15 protein-coding genes are annotated in these 15,095 nt (G+C 41.2%); 1 reads left to right on the top strand and 14 read right to left on the bottom strand.

Annotated features, from left to right (window positions below):
• Positions 1-13: 13 nt before the first annotated feature.
• The 8 genes from R1T16_RS12575 to R1T16_RS12540 are packed head-to-tail and all read right to left on the bottom strand — an operon-like array spanning position 14 to position 8,433.
• A complete protein-coding gene (locus R1T16_RS12575; RefSeq protein ID WP_317501460.1) occupies positions 14-925 on the bottom strand; it encodes a dialkylrecorsinol condensing enzyme DarA in 912 nt (303 codons plus the stop codon).
• A complete protein-coding gene (locus R1T16_RS12570; protein ID WP_317501459.1) occupies positions 926-2,605 on the bottom strand; it encodes an NAD(P)/FAD-dependent oxidoreductase in 1,680 nt (559 codons plus the stop codon).
• A 54-nt stretch (positions 2,606-2,659) separates the two neighbouring features.
• Entirely contained in the window at positions 2,660-3,541 is an 882-nt protein-coding gene (locus R1T16_RS12565; RefSeq protein ID WP_317501458.1) for a lipid A biosynthesis acyltransferase, read from the bottom strand.
• Positions 3,541-3,792, bottom strand: a complete 252-nt coding sequence (locus tag R1T16_RS12560; protein ID WP_317501457.1) for an acyl carrier protein — start codon at positions 3,790-3,792, stop codon at positions 3,541-3,543. Before R1T16_RS12560 ends, R1T16_RS12565 begins: the two co-directional genes overlap by 1 nt.
• A gap of 2 nt (positions 3,793-3,794) precedes the next feature.
• Positions 3,795-5,012 carry a beta-ketoacyl-[acyl-carrier-protein] synthase family protein gene (locus R1T16_RS12555; protein WP_317501456.1) on the bottom strand — a complete coding sequence of 406 codons (1,218 nt, stop codon included), beginning with the start codon at positions 5,010-5,012 and terminating at the stop codon, positions 3,795-3,797.
• A gap of 28 nt (positions 5,013-5,040) precedes the next feature.
• On the bottom strand, positions 5,041-5,772 hold the full coding sequence (gene fabG, locus R1T16_RS12550) for a 3-oxoacyl-ACP reductase FabG (protein WP_317501455.1): 732 nt from the start codon (positions 5,770-5,772) through the stop codon (positions 5,041-5,043).
• A gap of 10 nt (positions 5,773-5,782) precedes the next feature.
• Complete coding sequence (locus tag R1T16_RS12545) at positions 5,783-6,886, bottom strand: WG repeat-containing protein (RefSeq protein ID WP_317501454.1); 1,104 nt, start codon at positions 6,884-6,886, stop codon at positions 5,783-5,785.
• A gap of 29 nt (positions 6,887-6,915) precedes the next feature.
• On the bottom strand, positions 6,916-8,433 hold the full coding sequence (locus tag R1T16_RS12540) for an aromatic amino acid ammonia-lyase (RefSeq protein ID WP_317501453.1): 1,518 nt from the start codon (positions 8,431-8,433) through the stop codon (positions 6,916-6,918).
• 130 nt (positions 8,434-8,563) lie between these two features.
• Here R1T16_RS12540 and R1T16_RS12535 point away from each other — a divergent pair, with 130 nt between their 5' ends.
• Positions 8,564-9,808, top strand: a complete 1,245-nt coding sequence (locus R1T16_RS12535) for an NAD(P)/FAD-dependent oxidoreductase (RefSeq protein WP_317501452.1) — start codon at positions 8,564-8,566, stop codon at positions 9,806-9,808.
• Positions 9,809-9,838: 30 nt separating this feature from the next.
• Here R1T16_RS12535 and R1T16_RS12530 read toward each other — a convergent pair whose 3' ends face one another.
• The 6 genes from R1T16_RS12530 to R1T16_RS12505 all read right to left on the bottom strand — a co-directional run bounded on the left by R1T16_RS12530 (position 9,839) and on the right by R1T16_RS12505 (position 15,091).
• Complete coding sequence (locus tag R1T16_RS12530; RefSeq protein ID WP_317501451.1) at positions 9,839-10,444, bottom strand: hypothetical protein; 606 nt, start codon at positions 10,442-10,444, stop codon at positions 9,839-9,841.
• 155 nt (positions 10,445-10,599) lie between these two features.
• A complete protein-coding gene (locus R1T16_RS12525; protein ID WP_317501450.1) occupies positions 10,600-12,756 on the bottom strand; it encodes a T9SS type A sorting domain-containing protein in 2,157 nt (718 codons plus the stop codon).
• A 34-nt stretch (positions 12,757-12,790) separates the two neighbouring features.
• Positions 12,791-13,309: an ankyrin repeat domain-containing protein gene (locus tag R1T16_RS12520; RefSeq protein ID WP_317501449.1), complete on the bottom strand. Its 519-nt coding sequence runs from the start codon at positions 13,307-13,309 to the stop codon at positions 12,791-12,793.
• Positions 13,310-13,315: 6 nt separating this feature from the next.
• Positions 13,316-13,867, bottom strand: coding sequence for a YceI family protein (locus R1T16_RS12515; protein WP_317501448.1), 552 nt, complete (start codon positions 13,865-13,867; stop codon positions 13,316-13,318).
• Between the two features lie 11 nt (positions 13,868-13,878).
• Positions 13,879-14,244 carry a cytochrome c gene (locus tag R1T16_RS12510; RefSeq protein WP_317501447.1) on the bottom strand — a complete coding sequence of 122 codons (366 nt, stop codon included), beginning with the start codon at positions 14,242-14,244 and terminating at the stop codon, positions 13,879-13,881.
• 1 nt (position 14,245) lies between these two features.
• Positions 14,246-15,091, bottom strand: a complete 846-nt coding sequence (locus tag R1T16_RS12505) for a DUF5777 family beta-barrel protein (protein ID WP_317501446.1) — start codon at positions 15,089-15,091, stop codon at positions 14,246-14,248.
• Positions 15,092-15,095: the final 4 nt, after the last annotated feature.

Raw genomic sequence — 15,095 nt, 5'->3', positions numbered from 1 at the left:
TTCTCTATCTCCTTTATGCGCTCTCGACGCCTTTATAATATTGTACTGTTTTTTTGTGTTTGCTAATTGTAAAAGGATAAGTAAGGACGTGCAAGATATACACAATTGGCGATATAACCCAAATTGCAAGCACCAAATAAATCACAAAAATCTTAAGCAGCTGCCTACGTTTTTCGTTCCTTTTACTAATAATTCCTGTCCATTTAGTAAACACATAATTGCCTTTTTTATCTACTGCAACAAGGTATGGGCTAACCGTTACGGCATCCTGTTTTAGCAGGTTTTTCTGCAGGCTGTCAAACTCATCATGCTGCAATGCTGTATTTATGGTATGGCCAAATTTAACCGAATCATCTATATCTTTTTGTGATACCCCCGGCAATGGAAAAATGCCAAGGTGTTTCGCTTTTTTGCCACTAAACATCCATTCTACGATGGTAATAACGCTTATCAGGTTGCCTGCCCTATCCACAAGGGCTATATTACCTTTAAGCAATGCGCCGTTTTGTTTAAGCAATGCTTTTATTTTTTCCTGTGCAAGGAACCACATATTCCTGCTGCCGCTAACGGTTACCACGGGCGTATTATTGAGCAGCTGTTTAGCTTCGGGACTTTTTAAGAATGAATTTACAGGGATGGAAGGCGACAGGAACCACACCTGGTAATGCAGCAATACCAAATCGTATTTTACATTTAAAATTTCTTGTGGAACTGGTTTAAGCTTTGCCGGAATCTGCAGAAAAGATTCTGGGAAAGCATCAAAAAATGATTCTTTTTCCCACGGAAATGGAAATGGCTTTTCCATCTCAATCTTATGGAACACCACATTAACATTAGGGTCATCAATTAACGGCTTAGCAATGGTGTCGGCTATTTCCTTTAACTGCCCTGACTGCGAAAAGTATACTACAAGAACATTCTTCATTTAAACCTTATCCTTACTTACATTTATTTCTTTAAAATGCCTTATTTTATCTTCACGTTTTTTATGTACCCACTCAGGCCATGAACCAGCATCATCGGCATCAAAAATCCTTAATTTCTGCTCGTCGTCAGCTACCATCAAATCGTCGCGTGAGCAGCCCAGTATTTTAGCTGCTGCCTCCATACCCGAATAAGTTGCCCCGGCCACACCATGCGACAGCGTACTTGCGCCGCAAAGATACAGATTATTGATCTCTGATTTATTTTTATATGCGAATGGCCCTACAGCTTTCAATGTCTTTTCCGTTCCGTAAACATTACCATTGGTACTGTTTACATAAAACTGGTTCGTTTTAGGCGTACCAAGCTCTGCCTGAACAATTTGCTGCTTTGCTCCCGGAATTACACGCTCTATCGTGTTCATGAATTTCGCGATCACTTTTTCCTTAAAAGCAGTATATTCTGCACAATGATAATCTTCAGAACCCTTAAAATCCTGCAAATTATCATAATCTATATAAGTAACCGCCTCAAAATTATGATACCTGCCATTAAAGCTCACGGGGTCTTTAAGTGTGGTACAACTCACAAACATTGCCGGAAACTCTTTACCTTCAGATATATCGCCGGTAGTCAAATCTTCAAACTGGGCATCAACATCGTCATCCCTAAAAATCCATGTATTACCGGAGTCTATTCCCGCAGCAGTTACATCCATATCTAACGTAAGGAAAAGTATCAGGGAGGTAACAGAATATTTAGTTTTATCAAGCCGCTTTAACAGCTTTTTACTCAAATTTTCACGTCCTGCCAGTCCAAGATATGTAATCGACGGATCGGCATTAGATATAATTGTTTCAGCAAATATTTTTTGGCCGTCAGCCATTTCAACACCTATGGCTGAATTGTTTTCAATAAGTATTTTTTTTACATCTGCACTTACCCTTACTTCGCCGCCATGCCGCTTAATGGCATTTGTCATTGCTTTTACAATACCGCTGCCACCACCCATAGGGTAATACCCCCCATCAGAATAGTGGCCCATTACAGAGCTGTGCACTATAAAGCTGGCTTTTGCAGGCGGAAGTCCGTGATCGCCGCACTGTACATTAAGTATGGCACGCACTTTACTGTCCTTTACATTTTTGTTGATGATATATTTTAAGCTGAAAAAAGCGTTGTGCACAAAATCTTTAGTCTTAAAAGGCGCAGTAATTATCTGCCAGACCCCCCTTAGTCTGGGCATCATCTGCATCTGATAATTTACTTTTTGTATAAGCGTCAGGTATTTTTTTATCTCTTTTTCACTTTCAGGAAAAGAGCGGCTAAGGCTTTCGGCAAAATTATCCAGCCCGGCAGGAATATCAAATTTTTCATCGCCAATGACACAATGCTCAAATGCCTTTGTATTCATCCTGAAGAAGACTAGGTCGTTAGCTATGCCAAGCCCCTTGTATAAATCGCTTGTAGCCTGCCCTTCGTTAAGAAGCCCTACATAATGCACGCCCGGGCTAAAACGCTGGCCTCCCAACGTAAAGCTATGGCACCAGCCCCCAGGGACATAATGCTGCTCAAGCACAAGCACTTTTTTGCCTGCCCTTGCAAGACACAATGCTGCCGCAAGGCCTCCGGCCCCGGAGCCTATTATAATAACATCTAAATCGTTGCGTGAGTGCTCCATGCACTAAAGATAGAAAAGATGGTCAATATTACTATATAGCATAGTAAAAATTATCTATTTTTTAAAGGACTGCCAAAAATCAAAGTAATTAAACCATTGCAGCGGATACTTTTTGAGCATCCATTCAAGATTATCTGCATAAGCTGCAAGCAGGCCTTTATCGTCCCTATGCTTAACCTCTGCCTGACGGGCAAAAAGGTGGTAATGCAGGTTCTTTTCTTTCATTACATATACAAAAACAACGGGAACTTTAAGCCGTGACGCTATAAGAAAAGGCCCGGCAGGAAAGTTAGCATTTTCACCCAGGAACGAGTGCGTGTAGTGCTTAACACCTTCCATGTAACGATCGCCGGTAAGGCATATCAGTTCGTTATTGCTTAGTGCATTATTTATTTCATAAATATGCGAAAGGTCTTCTTTAATAATGATAAACTTTACCGACGATTTAGACGCTATGCTCTCCAGATATTCTTTTATGGCTCGGTGTTCCATATCTGTAGTAAGAAGGTTGATCTGAAACTGGTCGTCAAGGTCTGATAAAAAATATTCGGCAATCTCAAAGTTGCCGATGTGCGCACTTATAAGCACCCCCCCGTTTTTATCGGCCAGCAGATCGCGCAGCCGCTGAATACCGTCAAACTCATAAGTAAACCTGTTGCGCATTCCTGCCGAAATAGCGGTTTTATCTATAAGTGTCTGCCCAAAGGTGTAATAACTCATAAAGACCATTTTCCGCGCTTTGGCACGTGAATAGCCCAAACGGTTATGAAAATAGTAAAAGGTAACCCTATTAGTCTTTTTCAAGAATAAAAAGTAGTAGGTGGCTACAAAGTATAATACAAAATAAGACGGCCTTATACCCAGCTTCCTGATACAGAATACAAATATTTTGTATCCTATCAGGCTTCCTTTAGATTTGCCATCCCATTCGCTCATTACTGTTTTGCCTTGATCTTATTTTCTATAAGGTCATAAAAATTCTGGAAAGTAGAAATGCCTACAAAATCGGCTTCACCCAGTTTTACGCCAAAGTTAGACTCAACCGTTACTACAAGATCTACATAATCAAGGCTGTCAAGACCAAGTGTATCTTTTAAAACGGCATCTGGTGTTATAGCATCTCCATCAACTTCAAACTCATCGATTAAAAAGTCATTAATCTTATCTATAATCACTGTTTTGTCCATGTCTAGTGTTTTTTTATAATTAAAGCAGAGTTGGTTCCTCCGAACCCGAAAGAATTCGACAAAAATATATTAATTTCCTTATTTATAGTCGTTGCTGCCAAATTTAATTTAGCCGAGTCTTCATCCGGATTTTCAAGGTTAATATTTGGCGCTACAAATGAATTCTGCATCATGAGTATCGAATAGATAACCTCGCTTGCACCGGCCATCCAGCATTCATGCCCCGTCATAGACTTGGTAGAACTTACATGAGGCCCACTACCAAATATCTCATAAATAGCCTTTGCCTCATTGCCATCGCCTACAGGTGTAGATGTAGCATGTGCATTGATGTAATCTATATCTTCTGCCTTAAGGCCTGCCTGATCCAGTGCTTTTTTCATGGCACTTGCAGGGCCTTCAACATTTGGTGTAGAGATATGCCCACCGTTAGACGAGAATCCATACCCTATAACTTCTGCTAATATTGTCGCCCCTCTTTTTACTGCCGAATCATAATCTTCTAAAATAAGGGTTGCGCCTCCGCCACTTGGAATCAATCCATTACGCGATGCATCAAATGGGCGAGATGCCTTTATAGGATCGGCTTCATCGGGAGAAAATACACCAAGCCCGTCAAAACTTGCCATAGCATATTTGTTGATTTCCTGTGCACCTCCGCAGATTATTGTATCCTGAAGGCCGCTTTTTATAAGATAATACCCCATACCTAACGAGTGCGATCCGCTGGCGCAGGCTGCACTAATGGTAAGGTTTATACCCCTTAGCTTAAATATGGTAGAAAGATTCATGGTTACTGTAGAGTTCATCGATTTAAAGATGGCTCCTGACCCTATAAGTGCTGTATCTTTCTTTTCCCTTATAACATCTGTAGCATCAATAATAGCTTTAGACACACTATCGTTGCCATACATGATACCCACTTCGTTTTGCTCAAGGAAACTGTCATCAATACCTGCCTGTTCAAGTGCTTGTATTGTTGCCATATAAGCATACTCTGTTTCTTCGCCTATGCTTATCCGCTGCCTCCTGTTAAGCATATCCTTAAGTTCCGGTTTCGGAACCATGCCCGTTAAGCATGACCTAAACCCAAAATCCTTCCTGTCTTCATCTATCACTATACCCGACTTACCGTTGTACAGCGATTCCTTCACCTCCTCAAGCGATGTGCCAATACAGGAATAGATCCCCATGCCGGTAATTACCACTCTTCTTTCCATCTTTTAGTGTTTTGGATTTAGTATATATTTACGAGTAAATTCCGCCGTTTATATTAATAACCTCTCCTGTAATATAGCCTGCTTTTTTTGAAGCAAGAAAACTCACAAGATCTGCCACTTCTTCTGCTTCGCCAAAACGGTTTGCCGGAACCATCTTAATAAGTTCCTTTTCATCAAGGTCTCCGGTCATATCTGTGCGAATAAACCCGGGAGCTACAGCGTTAACCGTAATATTGCGCTTTCCTACCTCTTGTGCCAATGCTTTAGTGGCCGCAACAACTGCGCCTTTAGCAGCAGAATAATTTGTTTGACCCGGTGTACCTTTTACACCCGATACCGAAACCATATTGATGATCCTCCCGTATTTGTTGCGCAGCAGCTTCTGGATAAAGAAATTAGTCACATTATAAAAACCATGAAGGCTTGTATTTATAACGCTTGACCAGTCTTCCTGAGACATCCACATAAAAAGGCCGTCTCTGGTAATGCCCGCATTATTTACAATAACCTCAACAACAGCATCAGGATTATTATCCTGCCATTGCCCCAAAACGGTTTTTACTTCATCGGCATTTGCCACGTCAAATTTTAGCAGCTCGCCCGTGGCGCCGTTTTCAATGACTTTTTGTAAAGTCTCTTCGGCTGCTGCTGCGTTAGACTGGTAATTGATAAGAATATGGTAACCTCCATCGGCAGCAAGCTTTTGGCAGATAGCGCTGCCTATACCTCGTGAACCGCCTGTAACTAATGCACACTTCATAGAATATATCTTAATTAAATAATTCGGCATTTTCATACCATTGGTTACCTAACAATTGCCCCTTAGTATCTAAAAAGCCCCATTTGCCATTATTCTTGACTCTGGAAACCCCTTTTATAAAACCTTTTGCATCGCTGTTCAAAAAGCTGAAAGCAGTGCTTATATCATAGTTTGTAGGTATTACAACCTTACCTTTTACATCTATAAAGCCCCAGTCTTTTTCCTTAACAGGTGCAAGACCATCTTCGCTAAAAACCTCTGCATCATTGTATATAGCCTGTACAACAAGCGTACCTGTTGTATTTACATAACCCCACTTTTTACCTATATAAACAGGCGCAAGGTTTTTGTTGAATGCACGCGCCTTATCAAATTTAGGTTCTATAAGCCAGTTGCCTTTAGTATCTATAAAACCTATCTTTCCTCCTTTGCGTGCATAGGTATTATCCTGTACATGAAAATCCCAAATCTTATCTACGCCATCTATGGCTTTGAACTTACCTCCAATAATCAGTCCAAAAGATGTTCCGTTCTTTGCCCAGGTAACTCCCTTAAAGTAGTTCCCTATCTCATCATAAATAACCTCAACAACTTCTTTACCCGCTTTATCTATAATGCCCCATCGGTCATTATTTTTTACGCGAGCATAACCGCCTTCAAAAGATTTGATCATGTCATACTTTGGCTGAAGCACGATTTCGCCTTTAGGGTTTATCAATCCTACTTTTTTAGTCTGTAGTATAAAAGCAACACCATTTTCAAAAGGGAAGTATTTATCTGTAGGTGGTGTTTTTACCTCTTCTCCTTTTTTGTTGATGTAGAAACGTCTTTTATCTTTTTCTACAATACAAAGACCGCTGTTAAAGTCTTCGGCATCATCAAAAGAAGCCTTGATAACCCATTTGCCCTTTGTATCTATAAAACCCCATTTAGACTGGTCTTTAACTGCAGCAAGCCCTTCAGAAAAACCTCTTGCCTTATCGTAAGAAGGTGTGATGGCAAGCTTACCTGTTTTATCTATATAGCCTATTTTGCCATTTTGTTTTACAAGCGCCATTTCCTGCGCAAAAGATACCTGTGTACATAAGATCAGCAAGAACAGAATTTTTTTCATGATGTGATTATTACAGATTAATTAGTTGGTTACTTCATTAAATAGTCTTTGATTGCCTGCACATACGGATACATTGCCTTGTCTTGAGAGAAAACAGGAAGTATCGCCCTCACTTCATCATATATTTTTCGCGTACCCGGAGACACTTCATCTTTATAACCTAATGCATCTACCGCCTGAACAATTGCCATTGCCTCTATAGCCAGTACCTCAAAAGTATTTTCTATAACCTTTGCGGTAAGCACCGCTGCATTTGTACCCATGCTCACAATATCCTGGTTGTCGTTATTGTTAGGTATACTGTGCACGTACATTGAGTTAGACAGCATCTGGTTTTCGGCAGTTGTAGACACTGCGGTAAACTGAACACCCTGCAATCCAAAGTTAAAGCCAAGCTTACCCAGGTTTGTAAACGGTGGCAGCAGTTCGTTTATCTTGGCATTCATAAGGTAGTTAAGCTGGCGCTCCCCAAGCATAGAAAGTTTAGTAACAACAAGGCGCAGCTTATCCATTTCAAGCGAAATATAATCGCCGTGAAAGTTACCACCATGATATACCTGCCTGTTCTTAACATCTACAATTGGGTTATCGTTTGCAGAGTTAATTTCGTTTCCCAGCACTTTGGCTGTTTCATTTATAGTATCTAATACAGGCCCCAAAATTTGCGGAACGCAGCGCAATGAGTAATATTCCTGTACTTTTTCTTTAAATATCGTTTCGTTGTTTTCGCCGGTATACAGATGGTCTGCCCTTTTGCGTATAAGCTTACTGCCTTTAACATGCTCACGCATACGCTTGGCAATTTCCTGCTGGCCTTTATGCAGTTTTGTCCCGTTTAGCTCTTCAGATAAATGGTCATCATAAACCCTTACCACTTCGTTTATCGCTGCCGAAAATTTAAGCGACAGGTCGGTAAGTTTTCTTGCATTGGCAAGGTTTACAATACCTATCCCCGTCATTACAGATGTACCATTCATAAGGGCAAGGCCTTCGCGAATTTCCACATTTATTGGTTTAAGTCCTTCAAGAGCAAAAACCTCTTCTGTATTTTTGCGTTCTCCTCTGTAGAACACTTCGCCTTCGCCAATAAGCACTAAGGCAAGATGGGCAAGCTGAACAAGGTCGCCGCTCGCACCCACGCCGCCATGCTCAAAGATAAGCGGGGTGATATCCCTGTTGATGAATTCTTTCATAAGGTGGATAACCGACTCATGAACACCGGAGTTGCCTAGCGAAAGCGTATTAAGCCTGGCAAGCATAGCCGATTTTACAAAAACCTGAGATAACGGCTTTCCTGTACCAGAAGCATGGCTCCTTATAAGGTTATATTGCAGCTGGTTCCTGTCTTTATCCTCAATACGGTATTGGGCCATTGGGCCAAAACCTGTATTTACGCCATATATAACTTTGTTCTCTGAAAACTCCTTCAAAAAATCAAAACTCGCTTTCACTCTTTCAAGCACCTCTGCACTAACCTCTACCTTACTGCTCCCGAATACTATAGATTCAAATTCTGCAAGGCTTAAATACTGGTTTATACTGCTCATTCTTGTTTAGTTATGTTATTTGGCGTACCTTAAAATATAATTTTCAATCTATGTAAAATTCTTATAATTTTACAGGGTTACAAATGTAGAATTTTTTTTAAGAGAATTTTAAGATTAATACGACTTATCAATGTTAAAAGAAAGTGTAGAAGTACTGGTTATAGGTGCAGGGCCGTCTGGCTGTGTTGCAGCATCTTATCTCCACAATAATGGTGTAAAGGTTAAAGTTGTAGAAAGGTCAAAATTTCCGCGGTTTGTTATTGGTGAAAGCCTAATACCAAGGGTAATGGATCATTTTGACGAAGCAGGCCTGCTGGATGCTTTGTTAGTTAAAGATTTTGAGAAGAAATTCGGCGCACGCTTTATACGGGGTGAAGAGCTTTGCGTGTTTGACTTCAGCATAAAATTTGGCGAAGGCTGGGACTGGACATGGCAGGTACCGCGCGCTGATTTTGATAACACCCTTGCGCAGGAAGTTATACGAAAAGGCATTGACCTTGAGTTTGAGACCGAGGTGCTCGATGTTGTTTTTAATGGAACAGATTCTGTAACTACTGTTCGCAATAAAGAAGGCGAAACACGCCAGATTGAGGCTAAATTCATTATTGATTCGAGCGGATATGGTCGTGTGCTGCCGAAAATTTTAAAACTTGATGCTCCGTCATCAATCCCCGAAAATTCTTCTATGTTTACCCATGTAAAAGAGATAAAAAGACCGGAAGGTGTAGAAGGAACCCAGATAACTTTTGATATCCTTGAAACCGAAGTATGGCTATGGGTAATTCCTTTCTCTAACGGCAATACAAGCATAGGCGTGGTAGGCCCTACAAAATATATTAATTCTATTGGCGGTGCAAATAATACCGAGGCGCTTAAGAAGATAATAAATAAATCTGATTTTTACCGCGACCGTTTTGAAGGTGTAGACTTTTTGTTTGAACCGAATAAAATAGAAAACTATTCCTGTTCTGTTACCCAACTGTACGGCCCGGGCTATACCCTTACAGGAAACGCCTCTGAATTTTTAGATCCTGTTTTCTCATCGGGTGTATGCTTTGCTACAGAATCGGGCATGCTGTCTGCCAAGTTATTCCTTAGAGAAAAAAATGGCGAAAAGGTAGACTGGGAAGTTGAATACTCTGATTACATGCGACGCGGTGTAAACGTATTTGCTACTTATGTAAAAGAGTGGTACACCGGAAACCTGCAAACTTTATTTTTCCATAGGCCGGAAAATCCTGAGGTAAAAGAAAAAATATGCTCTGTACTTGCCGGCTACGTTTGGGACGAAGAAAACCCATTTGTAAAGAAACACGACAGGGTCATAAAAACCATGGCATATATGCTGCAAAACGAAAAAAGCGCCCAGGAATAGGCGCTTTTTTTATGTTGTATCGGTTCAGGATTATTTTAATTTCTTAACGATCATCTTACCGATTGTTTTTGCAGTCTTGGCAAAGCCTTCACCAATTCTTGACTCGTTGCTAAAGTTGTTACCCCACTGGTCACCAGGAGCTTTATCTGTTTCAATTTCCATTAAAACGTTGCTTTTGTTAGCTGTTTCAACAAAACGAAGTACTGTAGATACTTTTGCAGGCTGCTTCATGATAGCTGCATCCCATCCCGGATAGATCCAAACCACATCTACAACAAGCGTGTATTTTGCGCTTTTAAGGTCGTCGCCTATGTTCACATCTTTTTCTTTTCCGTAGGTTTTTAATAAAAGCTCAAGGAATTTAGTGTTCCATATCATATCCGGTGCCGACTTCCATTTCTTTTTCCAGATTTCGCCGTTACCCTTGTCTTTTTCGTTAAGGTCTTTAGCCCTTTGCTCTACATACTGCTCGTTAGTAAGGTTTTCTTTAAGTAGCCTTAAGTTGCTGTAGTTAAACTCTACATTAAGTTCTTTCTCTCCTTTTAAGAAACCGAAATCACCTTTTTTAATGTCTACATCCTGAGCAAAACCTGCCACAGAAGCAAACAGCAATGCTACAAATAAAATTTTTTTCATGTTTGGTATAATTGATTAAGTTGCGTCAAAAGTACACATTAATTTAAAGTGACAATAAACCCCATTGCTATTTAATATAGAACTAATTATCATATAACCCAAAACAAAAAAAGACTCCCTTGCGGGAGTCTCAAATAAATCAACACAATTTTTATTTACTTAACGATTTTCACTGTTGCTGTGCCTGCACCAGCCGTAACTTTCAGGATATAAGTTCCGCTTTGCAGTTTAGCCGTATTTACCTCTACAGTATCGCTGTTTGTTTTTTGAGTTATAACCACCTGACCCAGCATATTAATTACAGAAACCTCTGTAATCGTTTCCTTGTAAGATACCGTAAGCGCATCAATTACCGGGTTAGGGTATACCATCAGGTTTTTAATACTGAACGCAGGAGTTCCCAGGATCATATCTGCTGTAATTTTTAACGGAGCACTTTCGCAGCCGTCAATTGTTTGAGTAACATAGTAATCTACACCATCAGCAAGAAGATGATCTGCGCCTATTGGCTGTAATGTACCGCCATCCATGATGTACCATTGAACAGTAGCTCCTACAACAATACCTATTGTAAAATCACTAACTGTTTCGCCTTCATCAAATTGCTGTGTTGCCGCACCCGACGGAGTTTCAGGCGCAGGAAGCAATGTAACATTCACTTCTTTAACAGCGCTTGTACATCCGTTAACCGTTTGCACCGCATAATAATTACCTGCTTCAAGCACTGTGCTGCCTGCTAATGTCGGGCTGCCCTGTGGCCTGTGCCAGGTAATTACAGCACCTGTAACACCTGTTGCTTCAAGGTCTTCTACCGTAGACCCTTCACATAACGTTTGGCTTGACTCGGCTTCCACTAATGGCAGTTCGTCAATATTTATCGTTACTTTTCTCCTGTTGCTCACACACGTTCCAACAGTTTGCGATACAAAATAATCTTCGCCGTCTACAAGCACTGTTGTAGTTGCTACGGCGTTGCCGCCAGTTTCATTTTCATACCATGCAAAAGTTGCATTTGGCAATCCTGTAACGGTAAGGTTTGCAATAGTAGATCCTGCACAAACTGTAGCGATTTCATTTGGCACTGTAGGCGAAGCAAGCGTTGTATAGCCTACAGCCACAAGTTTTCTGTTACTTACGCAAGATCCTACTGTTTGAGACACGTAATAGTTACCTGCTACAAGCACTGTAGTAGCGGCAAGAGGTGTTCCGCCAGTAGCAACATTATACCAGTTTATAGTTGCACCTGTCGGGCCTGTCGCTGTGAGGTTTGCCACCGTACTTTCTGAACAGAAAGACTGGTTTTCGCTCGCTGTGGGCATAGGGACAGGTACAAACTGAGGTGTTATCATTAATCGGGCACTTGTACATCCATTTACGGTTTGCGACACATAATAATTAGTGCCGTTTACCAATGCTGTTGTGGTTGGCAGGACTGTACCTCCATTAGGTTCATTATACCATGTAAATGTTGCACCTGTCTGCCCTGTAACTACTAAACTTGCAATAGTTGAAGATGCAGCACAAAAATCAGGCGTAGTATCTGCAGTTTGCGGAAGCGGCACTGTAGTAATCGTAACTGCAGATGGTGTTCTTGTACTTTCGCAGTCGCCCACCGTTTGCGACACATAATAGGTTGTGTTGTTAGTTAAAACAGTTGTTGCAGCAAGAGCTGTACCGCCCGTAGCCGCAGCATACCATTTAAAGGTCGCGCCTGCCGTGCCTGTAGCCGTTAAATTGGCTACCGTAGCACCTGAACAGAACGTTTGTGCCGAAGCTGTAGGGGCACCCGGAGCTACACACGTATAGACATTGTTAAGGCTGTATCCGCGAAAATTTCCATGCGACACAAGCACGTTTGAAGCGCTGCTCGCCCTTGCCCAGGCAAAATCTATGTTTGCATCGCTGTATACAAAAGTAAAATCTTCAGCACTGCCTGTATTAAACGCCCTTGTAGCAGTTATTGTTCGTGTGGTTCCCGAAACGGTACTGGAACTTGTCCAGTCGTTTACAGCATCCGGACTTGGAGAGGCACCAATACCATTTTGAGAAGCATCAACCAATGTTGTACCGTTCCAGTAAACCACATCTGTTCCTTCCTGCATACCACCGCCGTTTGCAAAAGACCCTATCTGAAGGGCAAACCACCTATCTGAAGGGCCTGTAAATGTAAGCGTGGCAACAGATGTTGAACTATTAAGTTCCAGCTTTGCAGTCATACCCGTTGTAAGGGCTACCGCTGCAGTGGCCTTAGTCTGGGCGTTCAGTGCTGCCGTACCCATAAGTAAGGAGGTAAGTAGTAAAAGTTTTTTCATCGCGTTAGTTTTATTTATATTAGTAGTTCATGTTCTATTTCAGCAGTGCTTCAGCTTCACTACTCTTGTTGAATACTGCAAAATCCATTGCCGATTTTCCGTCGTTATTCACGATCGTCCTGTTTGCCTTGTATTTTAAAAGCAGTGTTATCATTTCCTTATTATCAAACTGTGCTGCATATAGCAAAGGCGTCATGCCTGTAGCATCTTTTACATCAGGATTAGCCTTGTTTTCAAGAAGTATCTTAACCATTGCTACATTTCCTTTTACCGCCGCCGCCGCAAGGGCTGTACCGCTTGGGCTATCGTAGTTAATGTCTTTTACCGTTTTGGCAAGATATTCTGCCACCGGCGCATTGCCTCTGTAACACGCGAGGATAAGCGGAGAGAATCCACTTGGGTTTACCGCATTTATGGTGTCCTTCTTTTTTTGTACCAATGCGGTCATTTCGTCAACAGTGCCCGACCGTGCAACATCAAATACATCTTTTGACTTTACCTGAGCTGTAGCGGCAACGCTGATAAAAAGCAATAATGCAGCAATCTTTTTCATGATCAATTATTTTGCAAGAGTGAAATTGTAAGTGACCTGTACTTTTTCAGACACTTTACTGCTAACCATTTTTGGTATCTCAATATCAAAATCAGCTGGCTTCACAATAAAATTTCCCGAAATAATTATGTTATCTCCCGATTTGCTGATTTTTGCAGCGTCAGTAATTTTCTTTGTTTTACCATGAAGGGTAAGGTCGCCGGTTATGTTGTAGGTTTTAGCTTCAGCCGTCACCTTTGAAACATCAAAACCTTCAATCTTTCCTTTAAAAGTAGCTTTGGGGAACTTGTCTGATTCCACATAGTTTTCATTAAAGTGCTCCTCCATAAGTGCCACCTTAAAACGGAAACCTTTCATAAGTCCAAGAACTGCCAGCTCTCCTTTTTGCGAATCAAGCACTGCAGATGCCGTTTTATTATCGCCTACAATCTCTTCAAAAGAAGGTACAGTAGCCTCAAATTTTAAATTACCGTTCCTTGTACTGTATTTTTGTCCGTAAAAAACAGCCGATGCCAAAAGGCAGCTGATACAAATTAAAACCTCAATATATTTTTTCATAGCGCTTTATTTTAGTTTTCTAACAATCCGTCTTCGTTCCATTTCAGGATAAGGTCTATCCTGTTTTGCGGCATCCTTCCGCCCTGCGGCATTAGTCCCGGTTCGCCGTTCTCAAGCTGAATGCGATCTAATAGTCCTGCATTTTGCACTGCATCTTTTACCTCTGCATAGGTAGTAAGCGGCCTGAACGATGCACTTCCATTTGCCGAATGGCAGCTGGTACAAACGTTGTCTATAATCGTTTTTACATTTGCAGTATACGTAACCTTTCCTTCTACAACAGGCGGAGTTTCTTCCAGTTCTGTGTAGGTATGCGAGTCGCAGCTGTATAAAAACAGGGCCATAAGCGCCGCACTTAAAAATTGTATTGCTTTCATATTAAAAAACCCTGTATAAGTTAAACCCAAAGAAAAAATCTGATTTGCCCCAGTCTCCGGCGGCATTGGTTATGTATCCGCCTTCGGTCATTGCCTGAGAATTTGTAAACAACAGCTGGAAAACGTGTCCCCCTGTTTCTATATCAAGCCCTACCGATAGCGGATTTGCATAAAAGCCGGGCTTATCAAAATTGTATACATACTCTGCATTAAGCGAAAGCCTTTTGGTAAGCTTAAGCCTTCCGCCTGCACCCATGGAGAATTGGTTATCATTCTCTGTTCCGGGATTGTAAAGGTTCTTATGGATGTATGAAGGAATAACCTCAACCGAAAGCTTGTCTGATATTTTTCTTGATACTAATAGCTGCGTTATGTATGTTAGCCTGTCGCCAAATTGAATTTTAGGATAATCCTCTTTCTCTAAAAAAGTATTTATATCTACCGTATTGTAACCCACTATCTCTAAGGGAAAATCGGCACTTTGCCTTGCCAGTCTGTATTTTACTCCTACTTCATATACTTTTAAAAGCGTATGGCGTGACGCACTAACCGAAAGCCAGTCGGTAACTCCATACACCCCTCCTATTTTTGTAGTAGCTTTATCAAGCCCAAAAAATTCGGAAATCCCATCTTTCACTGTACCAAAACGGTGAGACACTACAAAATATACCTCTTTGGCTGCAGGCATTTTGGTGGTTTGCAGAGTAACAATCTGTAACCCTTTAAAAGCCGCCGAAGCATGCGTATCTACTACCTGCGTAGAGTCAAGTTCAGATAACAGGTCGTCCTGGCTGTAAGCTGTTGCCAAACCAAACAGGCACGCCGTCATTACAAAAAATCGTTTCATTTGT

Origin of the sequence: Flavobacterium sp. DG1-102-2 (genome assembly GCF_033042555.1) — a bacterium.
GTDB lineage: Bacteria > Bacteroidota > Bacteroidia > Flavobacteriales > Flavobacteriaceae > Flavobacterium.
Note: the sequence above shows the minus strand (reverse complement) of the source record. Positions and strands in the feature narration are given on the sequence as shown.